The 13709-nt window shown below is 34.9% G+C and carries 14 protein-coding genes; 5 read left to right on the top strand and 9 right to left on the bottom strand.

Features of this window, described 5'->3' with window-relative positions:
• Nucleotides 1-378 (bottom strand): hypothetical protein, encoded by a 378-nt coding sequence (locus CHSO_RS18955; RefSeq protein ID WP_045499507.1) that lies wholly within the window; start codon nucleotides 376-378, stop codon nucleotides 1-3.
• Nucleotides 379-395: 17 nt separating this feature from the next.
• The gene (locus CHSO_RS18950) at nucleotides 396-1301 is read right to left on the bottom strand and encodes an alpha/beta hydrolase (RefSeq protein ID WP_045499504.1); all 906 of its coding nucleotides are present in this window, start codon (nucleotides 1299-1301) and stop codon (nucleotides 396-398) included.
• 329 nt (nucleotides 1302-1630) lie between these two features.
• Between CHSO_RS18950 and CHSO_RS18945 the strand changes: the two genes are divergently transcribed.
• A complete protein-coding gene (locus CHSO_RS18945; RefSeq protein WP_045499501.1) occupies nucleotides 1631-2191 on the top strand; it encodes a DNA-3-methyladenine glycosylase I in 561 nt (186 codons plus the stop codon).
• A gap of 84 nt (nucleotides 2192-2275) precedes the next feature.
• On the opposite strand, the gene CHSO_RS18940 is transcribed toward CHSO_RS18945, so the two are convergent.
• Complete coding sequence (locus tag CHSO_RS18940) at nucleotides 2276-2656, bottom strand: winged helix-turn-helix transcriptional regulator (protein ID WP_045499498.1); 381 nt, start codon at nucleotides 2654-2656, stop codon at nucleotides 2276-2278.
• Nucleotides 2657-2747: 91 nt separating this feature from the next.
• On the opposite strand from CHSO_RS18940, the gene CHSO_RS18935 reads away from it, so the two are divergent.
• Nucleotides 2748-3278 carry an NAD(P)H-dependent oxidoreductase gene (locus tag CHSO_RS18935; protein WP_045499495.1) on the top strand — a complete coding sequence of 177 codons (531 nt, stop codon included), beginning with the start codon at nucleotides 2748-2750 and terminating at the stop codon, nucleotides 3276-3278.
• 82 nt (nucleotides 3279-3360) lie between these two features.
• Here the strand turns inward: CHSO_RS18935 and CHSO_RS18930 are convergent, their stop codons facing one another.
• The 4 genes from CHSO_RS18930 to CHSO_RS18915 form a co-directional block, all read right to left on the bottom strand.
• The gene (locus CHSO_RS18930; RefSeq protein WP_045499492.1) at nucleotides 3361-3834 is read right to left on the bottom strand and encodes a hypothetical protein; all 474 of its coding nucleotides are present in this window, start codon (nucleotides 3832-3834) and stop codon (nucleotides 3361-3363) included.
• Between the two features lies 1 nt (nucleotide 3835).
• Complete coding sequence (locus tag CHSO_RS18925; RefSeq protein WP_045499489.1) at nucleotides 3836-4336, bottom strand: DUF2199 domain-containing protein; 501 nt, start codon at nucleotides 4334-4336, stop codon at nucleotides 3836-3838.
• A gap of 38 nt (nucleotides 4337-4374) precedes the next feature.
• Nucleotides 4375-5961, bottom strand: a complete 1587-nt coding sequence (locus CHSO_RS18920; RefSeq protein WP_045499486.1) for a patatin-like phospholipase family protein — start codon at nucleotides 5959-5961, stop codon at nucleotides 4375-4377.
• Nucleotides 5962-6226: 265 nt separating this feature from the next.
• A complete protein-coding gene (locus CHSO_RS18915; protein WP_045499483.1) occupies nucleotides 6227-7126 on the bottom strand; it encodes a CorA family divalent cation transporter in 900 nt (299 codons plus the stop codon).
• Nucleotides 7127-7198: 72 nt separating this feature from the next.
• On the opposite strand from CHSO_RS18915, the gene CHSO_RS18910 reads away from it, so the two are divergent.
• Nucleotides 7199-8221 carry a 3-oxoacyl-ACP synthase III family protein gene (locus tag CHSO_RS18910; protein ID WP_045499480.1) on the top strand — a complete coding sequence of 341 codons (1023 nt, stop codon included), beginning with the start codon at nucleotides 7199-7201 and terminating at the stop codon, nucleotides 8219-8221.
• Between the two features lie 160 nt (nucleotides 8222-8381).
• Nucleotides 8382-9665 (top strand): hypothetical protein, encoded by a 1284-nt coding sequence (locus CHSO_RS25175; protein WP_052480661.1) that lies wholly within the window; start codon nucleotides 8382-8384, stop codon nucleotides 9663-9665.
• A gap of 71 nt (nucleotides 9666-9736) precedes the next feature.
• On the opposite strand, the gene CHSO_RS18900 is transcribed toward CHSO_RS25175, so the two are convergent.
• On the bottom strand, nucleotides 9737-10897 hold the full coding sequence (locus CHSO_RS18900) for a thioredoxin family protein (protein ID WP_045499477.1): 1161 nt from the start codon (nucleotides 10895-10897) through the stop codon (nucleotides 9737-9739).
• A 293-nt stretch (nucleotides 10898-11190) separates the two neighbouring features.
• Between CHSO_RS18900 and CHSO_RS18895 the strand changes: the two genes are divergently transcribed.
• Nucleotides 11191-12816, top strand: a complete 1626-nt coding sequence (locus CHSO_RS18895) for a tetratricopeptide repeat protein (RefSeq protein WP_171817669.1) — start codon at nucleotides 11191-11193, stop codon at nucleotides 12814-12816.
• Between the two features lie 391 nt (nucleotides 12817-13207).
• On the opposite strand, the gene CHSO_RS18890 is transcribed toward CHSO_RS18895, so the two are convergent.
• Nucleotides 13208-13417, bottom strand: coding sequence for a hypothetical protein (locus CHSO_RS18890; protein WP_045499471.1), 210 nt, complete (start codon nucleotides 13415-13417; stop codon nucleotides 13208-13210).
• Between the last annotated feature and the right edge of the window lie 292 nt (nucleotides 13418-13709).

The following is a 13709-nucleotide window of genomic DNA, read 5'->3' as shown; positions in this document are numbered from 1 at the left end:
TTAAACCAGATTTAATTTCAGTCTTTTAAATAAAATATACTTCGGCGGGCTGTTTCCTGTAGTACGGCCTGAGTATGTATTGAAATTAAGATTTTCTTCCCCTGTATTTTTTGAACTTACATTAAAATTCAGAAAAGATCCTTTTTGCTTAATCCTAGCATAGGTTTTGGAAATGGGAATCTTAGAGGAAGTAGAAGATATATCACAGTTTAAAGAAAGTCCGGATGTTGTTTTTACTTTATTTAAACCGCTGATGTATTGAATGTCAAAAATATCAAGAACATCTCTCTTCACAGAGCATGGCGATAATGAAAACACCAGTATAAGCATCGTAATGATTGCTTTATATGTCCTGATATGGATTCTGGTGTCTGACATTCCTACAAAACTACACTTTATTTTAATTTTAGCTCAATAAATTTTAAAAATTCATCCTGCTGATCTAAAAATAAATAGTGGGAACAATTATCAATAAGATTAAAATTTTTCTCTCCGACAATATTTTTGAGACTGTTAAGCTGTCTTCCTGAGAATATTCCATCATTTTTTCCATACACCGCAAAAATAGGAATGCCCTTTCTTTTGATCTCTTTTAAAATGGATGTATTGTCAAGGTTATTCAAAGGTTCATTCTGGTAGAACTTAATAGGAGAGTTATGGTTTCTGATATTATTTCTATAGAATTCACTAGCTTCATATTTCGTTTTCAGGTTTTTACTTTCCGGAGTAGGATGAGGCATGTTAAAGAAATTAAGTTTACTGGCAATTTCGTAGCATCTTTTTCGGTAAGCAGCAGAATTTTTATCCAGATTTTCTATTTTGGAAATCTCTTGTAGCTGAGCAACATCATTTTTAAAATGTTCTTTGGCTTGTTTTAAAATATGATTGTAGGTTTCCTGTTGGGTGAATAATGCCCCTGCAAGGGTAAGGGTCTGCACCTTTTCCGGAAACTGATTAGTAAACAAAGTACCTATCACTCCTCCAAAACTATGGGCAAGAATATGTGCTTTTTTAATATGATAAGTGTTGTAAAGCTGATTCAGGTCTTCAAAACTTTCTTTGAAGGTCATGGTAGCATTTTCATCTTTGGAACGTCCTTCACCACGTCTGTCATATACAACTACATAAAACCCTTTATCTGCCAGTTTCTGAGCTGTAGTTCCTTCAAATAAAGTAGCATTCCCGCTGGGACCACCATGAACAAAAACAACAGCAGGATTCTGCTGGCTTCCATACGCTTTCGAGTAAATGTCCTGAGCAATTAAGTATGAGGAAAGTAAAAGGAATAAAAGTGATTTCATGGCTAATATTTGGAGCTGCTAATCTAGTTAATATTTTTGAGGTATTGGAAAGAGCTTTTTATGGGGAATGTTGTAAACCACCCCGTCAAAAATTCTTTGAATTTTCGCCACCTCCGGAGAAGGGAAATTTTCACATCTTCAATTGTGATTTTACGGGTAATTTGGAAAACAGTTTATTAATTAAATAGATTTTTAGAGGTAATTTCAAATTTGTTTAACTTCCATCTTCCAGCCTCCATCTTCCTTTCTCAAAAAAATAAATCCTACTGACTAACAGTTGTCATAATCCTGTCTTATCTTTACCCCATTAAACCAAAACAGATACTTTAATGAGTTATTGCTTAGCCATAGACGGAATGCAGCCTGAGAGCAGAAAAGAATTGCATAAAAACTATCATGATCACTATTATGGGTTTCCGATTCATGATGATAATGAACTGTTTGGAAGGCTTATTCTGGAGATCAATCAGGCCGGTTTAAGTTGGGAAACCGTTTTAAAGAAAGAAGAAAGTTTCAGAAAAGCTTATGATAACTTTGACATTAAAAAAATAGCAGCTTACACAGAAGAAGACCGTGAAAGACTTTTAAGTGACAGTGGGATTATCCGAAATAAACTCAAGGTGAATGCAGCTATTGAAAATGCAAAAACAATCATTGAGCTGCAAAAAGATTTCGGTTCTTTTGAAAAATGGATAGAGCATCATCATCCTAAACCATTAGCGGAATGGATGAAATTGTTCAAAAAAACCTTCAAATTTACAGGTGGTGAGATTGTGAATGAGTTTTTGATGAGCACCGGTTATCTGAAGGGAGCCCATCATGAAACCTGCCCGATTCATGCAAAAGTATTGGATCAAAAACCTTTGTGGAGAGAAATAGAAAAGAATTAAAACCTTCTTTATTCAGATATAAAACCGTGAAAGTCACAAAAGAATTTAGAATATACTTTTGTGACTTTTTGCAGTTTAAAAATATTATTCTTTGCTGTTGTTTTCTTTTTGAACAAGTGATTGATGCTCTATTCCCCATTTCTCAAACTCAAGAATAATCGTTTTCAGTTTATAACCTATTTCCGTTAATTCATATTCAACCCGTGGCGGGACTTCAGCATATACTGTTCTGGTAATAATCTTGTCTTCCTCCAGCCTGCGAAGCTGAAGGGTAAGCATACGCTCTGTAATGTTCTGAAGCCGTTTCTTTAGTTCACTAAATCTCATTTTCCCATTGATAAGATAGCAACAGATGGCGAGTGCCCATTGCCCACCGATGATATTGGATGTATAGACTTCCGGACATTCGTCTGAAAGCGCTTTTTTATTAGCGAAATTAGTTGAGGTTTCCTTTATTTTAGTCATTACTTACATTTTTTATAGTACCCTACAATTGGTTGCTAATGTACGAAATGTATGTTGCTTATCGTAATTTTGCGATAGAAATTTAAATAGAATGAAGACCTTAATTATTGTTACACATCCTGAAATTGAAAAATCTGTCATCAATAAAAGATGGATTGAAGAATTGGAAAAATATCCTGAAAAATATACAGTTCATCAATTATACAAAGCGTATCCCGATGGTAAAATTAATGTAGCCAAAGAACAGGAACTGATGGAATCTTATGATAAAATTGTATTCCAGTTTCCCTTTTATTGGTTCAGCAGCCCACCACTTTTGAAACAATGGCTGGATGAGGTGGTTTTATATGGTTGGGCCTATGGAAGCAACAGCGGCTATAAGCTGTCAGGAAAGAAAATGTCATTAGCGGTTACTGCGGGAATTGATGAAGACGGATATAGCGCAACCGGAGAATACAAATACACTATGAAGGAACTGTTCCGTCCTTATGAACTAACCTTTGATTATATTAAAGCACAATATGAAGAACCCTTCGTTTATTATGGAATAGAAAGAGATTCTTCTGATGAATGGATTGAGAAAAGTGTTCCAACGTATCTTGATTTTTTGGATAATTTATAAAAATAATGGGAATCTATTTGGAGTTTTTTTCAGATAGATTCCTATTCTGGCTAAAAAATGTATTTCTAAATTGATTTCATTCTCAATTTATATACTTTTCATTGAATTTTTGTAGTTCTATTGCCTGTTCCTGAAAATAGTCTTTAAATTTATCTGAAAGATCTTGATCCTTAAATTTTACAATCGTATATCCACTATCAAAAGCAGTAATTTCTAACATGCTTTCCCGAACGAAGATATGATTAGGTTCCCAAACTCTGGAATCATCAGCATATAAAGTAGAAATTAATGTAACATCAGGTTCTGTATTACCTGGTATGGCAGCCATTATACCCCAAATAATTTGGGTTCTGCTATTATAAATCTGTTCAAACTGCTGATGATCTAAAATAAAAAAATCTTGCTCAAAGCTAATAGGGATATCAGAATCGGATAAAAAATAAAGATCAGATATATTCCAGTTGTAACTTGTGAGGTCATTCCAAATTGGTTTTAATATCTCATGAAGATTTGTATGGAATTTCACTGTTTTTGTACTTCTGATAACCCAGTTCATTCTATTTACTATTTAAAACCCTATTGATTCTCTTTTCAGCCTCTTCTTTTGTAATTCCATTGTAAAAATCACTTACAAAAGGATGTTCATAACTTTGATGTGGAAAAACAAATGGACGTCCAATAGAATTGTCAACAACCACTGTGGTAGGAACACTTTCCTGATAATCATAATCAGGTAAGTAAGTGGAAAGCCATCCGAAATACTCTGCTTTAAATTCTTTATTGTCGTAATTTTCTACATATTCATTGAAGTTCTTTTCACTTAAAGAAACCCAGATTCCATATTCTACATCTCTGCAGTCATCAGTAACCTCTTGTACTAAAACAGTCCGGATAAATCTATGAGTGTCTTCAGGAGTTTTAACTACACAAAGATCCGAGGTAAGTTCAGCGTCTTTTAGCTCTTCCTCAGATAAGCAGGAATAAAAATATGGGAAATTATAGGCTAATGCAGGCCAGTCTTCTTTTTCTTCACCGCAGCATTCACAGATGTATTTCATGATTGATTTTGCTTTTCAGCTAAAATACTCAAAAATCCTTATCCCACCGTAGGCGTATCTTTTTCTTTCAGTATTTTTTTCTCCTTCATGGTAAGCATCATACGTTCATACTTATATTTCTCCCAATCAAATTGGTTCAGAAAGTCAAGGGCAGCCTGAAAGCCTCTGTTGAAAAGGTCTTCTTTCTCTTCTTTTTTCATAAAGAAATTGAGCCAGCTGCTGGCCCCACAGTTAACGGTTTGTATGCTGTACAGGCGATAGAAACTATGTTTGGTAAGAAAAACTTTGTCATTAAATCCCTGTAGAGTACTGATGATATTTCCTGCATAACTGAAAGGAGTATTAAGGATTTCCTCACTGGTTTTTCCTTTTTCAGAAAGAAGATCAGAGTCATTGGTCAGCTGCACCCCAAAAAGAGGCATTCTCGGGTAAAAAACGTCATCCGCATGAAACAGATCAATTGGGAAATTGGAAATACTGCCACCATCAATGAAAACTCCGACAGGATTAATGTCTTCCTTTTTGGTATTCATCCAGAATTTCCAGGCATATTTAACAGAATCTTCATCCTTATTAATTCTCTTCTGAAAAGGTTCAAAGAAAAAAGGAACAGACATAGAGGCTCTTACAAACTCTGCCGGGCTGATGTGCTTCAGTTCCTCTTCAGACCAGTATAAATTGGCCATAGTAGGTAATTCTACCTTTATTTTAGCATTGATGTCTGTAGTAATCACAACATATTCAGACCGGAGAAGGTAAAATGGGTTGTTTTTATAATAATCGTTATTAACGGCGCTGTCATAATAGATTTTATACCTTGTCAGGTCGATATGTTCCAGATTTTTAGTCCTTATTTTTTCAATACCTGCTAAAGTGATGTTATAATATTCCTGCCCGTTTCCATAGCGGTAGTTGAGGTTCAGATCCCACTCCTTTTGTACAAATTTATCATTAAGATGGGCTACTGTTTTGATTCCAAAATTATCGAGGGCAGTTTTCATGGTATTCAGGAAAACATTTCCGGGATTAAGCCCGCTGTTTTCTTTTCTGAAGTTGTTGTATAATTTTTTGATACAGAGAAAAAGGATAATCGCTGGAATCAAAGGAATTAAAAACATCAGTTTAGCGCTCAGAATGCTTTCTGAAGGAACTGCAAAAGGAATACTGACAAGAATGATGAATAAAATGGCTGCAATAATAGCATTGATTCTAAAGAAATTCTTATTGTTCAGCATTCCGTGCAGGGTTGTTTTTACATATGTTTTCCCATCCATAAAATCAGCAAAATCCCAGCTGAACAGAATATCTTTGATAAGTTCACTTTTAGGTTCTTCTTTGGTTTTACAGGCTGCGATAAGCATGGTATTAATGGCTCCGGCGCTGGTTCCTGCCACTTTCAAAAAACGGATTCCAAAGATTTCCAATCCATAAAGATAGCCCACCAAGGCGCTTCCCCAGACTCCGCCGCCCTCCTGTACAAATTCTATATACTGATTACCTTCCGCATCCAAAAGATCAGAAAATTCTTTGGCAGAAATGTTCCCGTGTACAGCAACAAGCTTATCCTTAGATGCCTGCGAAAGAGAATTATCTTCCAGAATTTTGTTGAGGTTTTCAGTTTTCATAGTCTCGGGTTTTCTGGTCACAACATTTCGTCATTGCGAACCGAAAGTAAAACAATCTCTAAATTACTATTTATTTGGAAACCATAAGATTGTTTTATAATAAAGATTAATAATGTTCTGGATTTACATCAAGGGCAGAAATCAAAGTCTTTCATAAAGATCGTACCAGATTGGATTCTTGCAGAATACACAGAGTAAGCAGATTTTCACAATCATCCGTGTAATCCGCAAAATCTGTGGGAAATAGAATTCAGCAGTATCCTGTTTACCATTGTCTGCGCCTCACATAGATAAACGTACTCACAACAACCAATGCCATACCTCCTAATGTAAAGTAATAGCCATATTTATGATGAAGCTCAGGCATATTATCAAAATTCATCCCATAAACTCCGGCAATAAAAGTAATCGGTAAGAAGTATACCGAATAGATGGCCAAAACTTTCATCACCTGATTGGCTTTTTGGTCCGAAAGAGCCAGAAACATCGAAATCAGGTTGGTAATCTGAATATTCAGATGATCAAAATCGGCCACTACATCCTTATGTTTATCCTTTAAATCTACAATTTCAGAATCCTGTAGGTTTAATAGTTTAAACTTGTCGATGGCATCCGTAGAAATAACTAAAACCCTTGAATTAAGCCCGGATTTTCTTTTTAGTTTGTACAGTCTTCGGATCTGACTGGTATGATTGGTATTCTTAAGGAAGATCTCATTTTCAATATTATCCATGGTTTCCAGTAAGCTTATGGACTCATCATCAAAGCTTTTCATAATCAATATTGCGATCATTAAGGCTACTTTCTGAGGAGTTACTTCTGCCTGGGTGAGCGTTAGCTTTTTCTTCGTTTCAGAAATACTTCTGGTTTTCATTCTGTGAATGGTGATAATGGTTTTATCCAGAATAAAAATCGCAATTTTTGTACTGATATCACTAATGGTGTTCAGGTTTTTTCTTTCCAGTTCAGTACTTTCACGGAGAAGAAAGAATTTTACATTCCCATCTTCTTCATATTTGGGAAGATGATTGGGATCTATGGTATCTTCCAGAAGAAGATTGTTGATTTCGTATCGTTCATGAAGAAATTTCAGGTCTTCTGCAGTAGGAGCCTCTACATCTACCCATTCGCAGTGGGTGCTTCTGTATATCGTATCAATTGGCATAAAGTAAAAATACTAATATTTTGAAATACTATGTTTTAAATAAGTTTATCTTTGCCAAAATTATAAAACTATATGATTAAAAGTACAATAAAAGGTGTGGGATTTTATGTTCCAGATAACGTTGTTACAAATGATGATTTAGCCAAACTAATGACAACCAATGATGAATGGATTACGGAAAGAACAGGCATCAAGGAAAGAAGACATAGAAAAAACAGAAATGATTCTCAGGAAACTGCAGCTTACTTAGGGTTCAAAGCATCAGAAAAAGCGATTGAGAAAGCAGGTTTAACCGCTAAAGATATTGACTATATTGTGTTTGCCACCCTTTCTCCGGATTATTATTTTCCAGGGTGTGGAGTGTTACTTCAGGATATGCTTGGGTGTGATACCATCGGAGCATTGGATGTGAGAAACCAATGTTCAGGATTTGTATATTCTGTGAGTGTTGCCAACGCTTTTATTAAGTCAGGAATGTATAAGAATATCCTTGTTGTAGGGGCAGAGGTTCATTCTTTCGGATTAGATTTTTCTGATGAAGGAAGAGGGGTTTCTGTTATCTTCGGAGATGGGGCAGGAGCTATTGTACTTTCAGCAACAGAAGATGAAAATGCAGGAGATATATTAGCCGTAAACATGCATTCTGAAGGGAAATATGCAGATGAATTGTGTACACAGTTCCCAGGTTCTAAGTTCGGATGGAGTGACAGAATGAGAAAAGAACCTGAAAATGTAACGAATAAAGAAGTGTATCCTATCATGAACGGAAACTTCGTATTCAAACATGCGGTAACAAGATTCCCGGAAACCATGATGGAAGCTTTAAACAAAGCAGGAAAAACAGTAGAAGATCTTGATATGTTCATTCCACATCAGGCCAATCTGAGAATTGCTCAGTTTGTTCAGCAGAAATTCGGATTGCCGGATGATAAGATCTTTAATAACATTCAGAAATACGGAAATACTACAGCTGCTTCTATTCCCATTGCTTTAAGTGAAGCTATTGAACAGGGAAAAATTAAAAGAGGAGATTTAGTTCTTCTTTCAGCTTTCGGAAGTGGATTTACATGGGGAAGTGTATTGTTTGAATATTAATGTTTTTCAATTATAAGTAAATAAAAGCAGGTGGTTTTCCATCTGCTTTTTTATTTTTAATAATATTATTTTGATTTTATTGAAAAAACAAGAAAAAAAAGACAACTTGTTTTCTTTAATTCGCTAACTTTGAGAAGCTTAATTTATAAAACAAAAGAAAATGAGAAAAGATTTATTACTCGGGACTTTACTGTTCCCCTTATTAGTGTATGCACAAGTAGGTATGAATATTCCGATGCCTGCTGCAACATTAGATGTGACAGCTAAAAACGCTACAGGAACTACCTCTAATGTTGATGGGCTGCTTATTCCGAGAGTTGATCGTGAGAGAGCCCAAAGTATGACCTCGGTTCCGACTTCCACACTAATTTATGTAAACAGTATTGCTACCGGAACACAAACCGGAACTGCTGCCAGCATAGATGCCATAGGATATTATTATTTTGATGGTACAGCGTGGGCGAAACTCAATATGCCTGTTAATATCTATACTTCTAATGGTACCCTTGCAGGAAACAGGATAGTGACAACTGCAGGAAATACGCTTCGTTTTGTGAATGGTGCAAATGATGTTATCATAGGGACTTCAGGTGTTCAGGGAATCGTTTTGGCAACAGGTTCTACAAGAGGAGCATTTCAGGCGACTGGAGGAACAGGTGTTTTAAATATGTTTGTGGATAATGCATCAACTGCTCAGATTACCACATCTGGAAGCAGTACAGGCATGAGTCTAAATACGATTTCTGCAAATCCTATAAACCTGCTTACCAATAATACAAATAGAATGACTGTAACCGGGGCTGGTGATGTAGGGATAAGAACGACAACACCACAAAAAAATCTTCATGTTAATGGTACACTGCAGGTTACCAATGAGATTAATGTGGGAGGTAACGCTACTACGGCGGGAAGTGCGGGTACTTTAGGCCAGATTTTAACCTCGGGCGGAGCCGGCGCTGCCCCATCATGGCAGACGTTAAATACGATAAGCGGAACCATCAACTCTGCTGTTTATGTACAGGGAACCACGGAAGCTAGTGCAACGCAGGGAACTACAATAGACGTGCCAGGAGTTACTTATACCGTTACAGTACCTGCAGGAAGAACGCAGACTCTTTTATTTACAATTTTAGGGTATGCCACTAACTTTCCCAGTGGAGGAGTCAGCTCGCAAGGGGTATTCAGTTTGATACAGGATGGAGTTAAAGTATCTTCAGCCTATACTACTAAAATAGGAGCTGGGGGAGGATTAAATGATCTTCCAACTCCTGTAACTTTTTTAAAATCAATAACCCTTACCTCTGGAACTTATGTTTTTAAGGTACAATATTCGGCATGGTCTGGTTTGGCAAAAGTAAATGTTAATCCAACTACTTATTCCGGATATAATCTTGATCCAGAGTGTATGCTCACCAAAATGCAGATTTTAGTATATAATAACTAAGCATTTATATGAAATAAATAAAAAAACCGCAGAACATTCTGCGGTTTAATTTTATACTTCTGCCTATTATATTAAAGGCTTTTTAACAGTTTCTCAGTATCAGAAGAATCTTGTCCTTCAGCTTTTGCCAGTTCAATGGATTTTTCAGCCCACATTTTTGCATTTTTCTTATCTCCGATCTTATTGTAAAGATTAGCCAGCGTATCTGCATTGGCAAAGCTTTCTTTCTTTTTTACAGATTCCTGCGCCCATGCTACAGCTTTTTCCAAAGAGGTTTTATTACTTATGTTCTCAAAAAAGTTCCAAGCTGCTGAGTTTAATTCATTAGAACCTGCCTTAGAGTAATCTTGATATACTTCTAAAGTCAGTTTTTCAAAAAGCGCAATATCTTTGTTTTTTAAAGCTTTGCTTGCTTTTAGTTTTTTTAATAATTTTTCAGCATTTTCCTTGCTTACCAATTTCTGAGCTTCCGTAATAAAGTATTGATCATTCCAGGTTTTAGTATCAGGATTATAAGCCTTTTTAGTAATTGTACTCATTTGGAAGTTCTGATTAAATTTTTCATACCTGTCATCAGGGAAAAGCTTTACAATCTCTGCTTTTTTATCCTGAAAGATCTTGTATAAAGGACTTTCTGTAGTTTGTATACCAGAAATAAGTAATTGAGCATCCTCTTCGTCCATTGTAGGTTTTACCTGAAAATAACGATTCAGTACTTTTTCAGCAAATTCTGCATCATTATAAATGGTAAGTTCTGCAAGATTTTTTAAAAATGAAGGATCCTTTTCTCCTTTTTCAAATTGTTGCTTTAAAGAAGTAAGTCTTTTGCTTGGGTCGTTGGCATCCATTGCAAACTGAATGAAGTCTTTTTCTTCAACATATCCCAAGGTTCTGTGTATGGCTTCCCCATTTCCGTCAATAAATAAATAGGTCGGGAAAGCTTTTACGTTGTATTTTTTAGCAAGCTCAATACCTTCACCCTTTTCCATGTCAATTTTAGCATTGATGAAATGAGAGTTATAATAATCACCTACATTTTTCAGAGGGAAAATATTTTTCACCATCAGTTTACATGGTCCACACCATGCTGCATAAGCATCTACAAAGATCAGTTTGTTTTCTTTTTTAGCTTTGGCAAGGATAGAGGCAAAGTTACCATCCTCAAATTTGATGCCCTGCGCCCATGCCAATGCACTTATAAATAGAGTAGAAAATATTGCTATCTTTTTCATAAAAAACGTTTTGTTTCCTGCAAATGTAATAAATATGATGACATTTAAGTTATTCACATTGAAAATAATTATTGAAGAACTTTATTTTTAATACAGGTATAGGTGTATATGAAAGAAAACCATCTATTGTTTTAGACTTATTATTAAAATTAATGTAAATGGATATTTTAGTTAAATGATTAAATTTCAGTAGAATATTTTAATTAAAAGTAAAATATTACTAATTTTGTAGAAAACAAAAAGACACCCGTGAGAAAATGATGAATTATTATAAGAATAATAATTTGTTTTTTATGTCTAATAATCTATTGAAACTTTTGTTCTTGCTGGTAACAGCAATCTCCATATCTGCCCAGAAAAAAAACGATTTCGATCAAGCATGCGAAAGGATTTCCTCTATCACAGCTTATAAAGATCTACCCAAAGCAATTAAAACTGCTGATTCTCTTTATTTGTCAGCTCATAAACCACTGGATAAAGTGAAAAGCCTTATGCTTTCCTCTGAACTTTATCATCACGGAGGAGATCTTAAAAAAGCAATTTGTTATAGTGAAAATGCCCATTCTTTAGCTGAGCTGGCTGATGATAAAGAATGGATAGCCCGTGTGTGCAAGTTACTGGCGAAACAATATAGACAGGTAGGGTTATACAAGAGAGCTAAAAAATATATTGCTAAAGGGCTGGAAGCTTCTAGGCAAATTTCTGATTTTCAGGAAAGTAATGAAGCGGAAGGAATGCTGAATCAGGAAATGGCTTTTTATGAAATGGAGCTTGGAAACTATGTAAACGCAATACAATACATTGAATTTTCCCTGAGAAACTTTGAAAAAATAAACAGTCAGAGTGAGGATAGAACCCAGGCGGTTTCTTATCAATTGTTGGGAGATGTTTATTTTAAGCTTAATGATTACAGTGTTTCTGAAGATTATTATAGAAAAGCAGAGAGTTTGTTAAAAACCGGAAGCTGTACTCTTGGATTAATTTATAACGGACTGGGAGGAATTCGTGTAAAACAAAAGAACTGGAAAGATGCTGAAGTATACCTGAAAAAGGCTGAAAATATTGCTGATACTTCCCGAAGTCTGAAATTGAAGAAAGCTGTTTATTCCAATATCAATGACTATTATGAAGGGATAGGAGACAATTTTAAAGCATCTTTATATGCCGTAAAATATATGAGGGCCTATGACAGTATTGCAGCCCGTAATCAAGGGTTTTCCGGAAAAACTAAGGACATAGTAACTAAAACGCACAAAGGAAACGGCCAAATGAATGTAGCAAAAAATGCTGCTATTGTTATTTTGTTTGTTTCACTGGTAGGTTTAATCATCTTTTTCAAAACAAGACAGAAAAGACAGTTTACAAAACTGAGAAATATAATAAGAACTCAAATGAATGTGGCTAACGGCTACAAAGGATCTTTGGTAAGACAACCTGTTAATTCTGAATTTTCAAATATATCTGTAGAAGAAATAGATGAGAAAGATTCTGAAGAAGACCGAAAGAGAACTGATTCTTTAATGACTTCCGAAACTGAAACTAAACTGCTTGAACTTCTTGACGAGTTTGAAAAAGGTGATCTTTATAACAATAAGGGAATGTCTCTTTCATTTTTAGCAGGTGAGCTGAATACCAATACCAAGTATCTTTCTTATGTTATCAATCAGCATAAAAGTTCAGACTTTAAAACTTATGTCAACCGGCTAAGAATCAATTATATTGTAGATAAACTTATTAATGATGAGAAGTACAGACAATATAAGATCAGTATTTTGGCTGATGAATGTGGGTTCTCTTCACACAGTAAATTTGCAGCAGTATTCAAAGCGGTTACAGATTTCTCCCCATCAGCCTATATTAAACATCTTGATGCTGAAAATCAGTTGGATAAAAATGTTCATTTTCATGAAAACGGTTAAAGAGATATAGCTTTTCACATTCTGTCTTGCTATTTTCATGAAAATGGATAACCTATTGTTTTTTGTAAGACCGCTCGTGACATATCTTTGCGACTGTGTTACGGGAATGACTACAATTATATTACATCTTATCTATTTTATTTTCGAAGGAATTATCCTTTTTCTGAAATAAAATAGGACTCCCCACAACAAGCCAAACCATGAAACTTTAGATATGGAACGCGTGTATATTTTGTTTTTCATGAAATAATCACGGTTCCTCTTTTCGTCTATGAAAGAGAATATTCTGATTAGAATATAATTATACAATATAATCGGGGTTGATTGCCCGGTTTTTTTCAGTCAAGTTTTTTTAAGTGCAAATCCACAGAATATCTGTGGATTTGCGATTTTATTTAGTCTTGGTACTATCGGTTTTTACTTTTGAAGTAGTCGGAGTTACTGGCGCCGGCTCAGAATTAGCCACGGCAGAATCACCCATTCTGTTTCTTAAGGAATCTTTGTTGTGTGCATCCTTAAATTCTTCTCTTTTTTCTTTATTTTGGGCACAGCTTCCAAGGAAAAGAAGTCCAAGAATTGCTCCTAGCCATAATTTTCTCATAATACTTTGTTTGATGTTAATCAAATATAATGATTTTATGAAAGATAAAAGATAAAAGATAAAAGATAAAAGATAAAAGATAAAAGATAAAAGATAAAAGATAAAAGATCTTGTCGTTAAACAACTATTATTTATATAAATATTCACACGGATATCAACATCAATAGGGGCGGGCTTTAGCTAAAACCTAAAATTTTCCATTCAATAACTAAATGACTTTAGGTTTTAACTCTAATCAAAAAAATCTGCAGTGCTTTCAACTGCAGATTTTCCATTTTAAATTAAACGTATA

It is taken from the genome of Chryseobacterium sp. StRB126 (assembly GCF_000829375.1).
Taxonomy (GTDB): Bacteria; Bacteroidota; Bacteroidia; order Flavobacteriales; family Weeksellaceae; genus Chryseobacterium.
This window is presented reverse-complemented; position numbering and strand designations above follow the sequence as displayed.

What these genes read in the sequence shown, in the direction of transcription:
- CHSO_RS18935 (WP_045499495.1), top strand. Translation starts at nt 2,748, where the DNA reads ATGAAGACCTTAATTATTGTTACACATCCTGAAATTGAAAAATCTGTC.
- CHSO_RS18950 (WP_045499504.1), bottom strand. Translation starts at nt 1,301, where the DNA reads ATGAAATCACTTTTATTCCTTTTACTTTCCTCATACTTAATTGCTCAG.
- CHSO_RS18955 (WP_045499507.1), bottom strand. Translation starts at nt 378, where the DNA reads ATGTCAGACACCAGAATCCATATCAGGACATATAAAGCAATCATTACG.
- CHSO_RS18925 (WP_045499489.1), bottom strand. Translation starts at nt 4,336, where the DNA reads ATGAAATACATCTGTGAATGCTGCGGTGAAGAAAAAGAAGACTGGCCT.
- CHSO_RS18910 (WP_045499480.1), top strand. Translation starts at nt 7,199, where the DNA reads ATGATTAAAAGTACAATAAAAGGTGTGGGATTTTATGTTCCAGATAAC.
- CHSO_RS18900 (WP_045499477.1), bottom strand. Translation starts at nt 10,897, where the DNA reads ATGAAAAAGATAGCAATATTTTCTACTCTATTTATAAGTGCATTGGCA.
- CHSO_RS25175 (WP_052480661.1), top strand. Translation starts at nt 8,382, where the DNA reads ATGAGAAAAGATTTATTACTCGGGACTTTACTGTTCCCCTTATTAGTG.
- CHSO_RS18940 (WP_045499498.1), bottom strand. Translation starts at nt 2,656, where the DNA reads ATGACTAAAATAAAGGAAACCTCAACTAATTTCGCTAATAAAAAAGCG.
- CHSO_RS18890 (WP_045499471.1), bottom strand. Translation starts at nt 13,417, where the DNA reads ATGAGAAAATTATGGCTAGGAGCAATTCTTGGACTTCTTTTCCTTGGA.
- CHSO_RS18930 (WP_045499492.1), bottom strand. Translation starts at nt 3,834, where the DNA reads ATGAACTGGGTTATCAGAAGTACAAAAACAGTGAAATTCCATACAAAT.
- CHSO_RS18945 (WP_045499501.1), top strand. Translation starts at nt 1,631, where the DNA reads ATGAGTTATTGCTTAGCCATAGACGGAATGCAGCCTGAGAGCAGAAAA.
- CHSO_RS18920 (WP_045499486.1), bottom strand. Translation starts at nt 5,961, where the DNA reads ATGAAAACTGAAAACCTCAACAAAATTCTGGAAGATAATTCTCTTTCG.
- CHSO_RS18915 (WP_045499483.1), bottom strand. Translation starts at nt 7,126, where the DNA reads ATGCCAATTGATACGATATACAGAAGCACCCACTGCGAATGGGTAGAT.
- CHSO_RS18895 (WP_171817669.1), top strand. Translation starts at nt 11,191, where the DNA reads ATGTCTAATAATCTATTGAAACTTTTGTTCTTGCTGGTAACAGCAATC.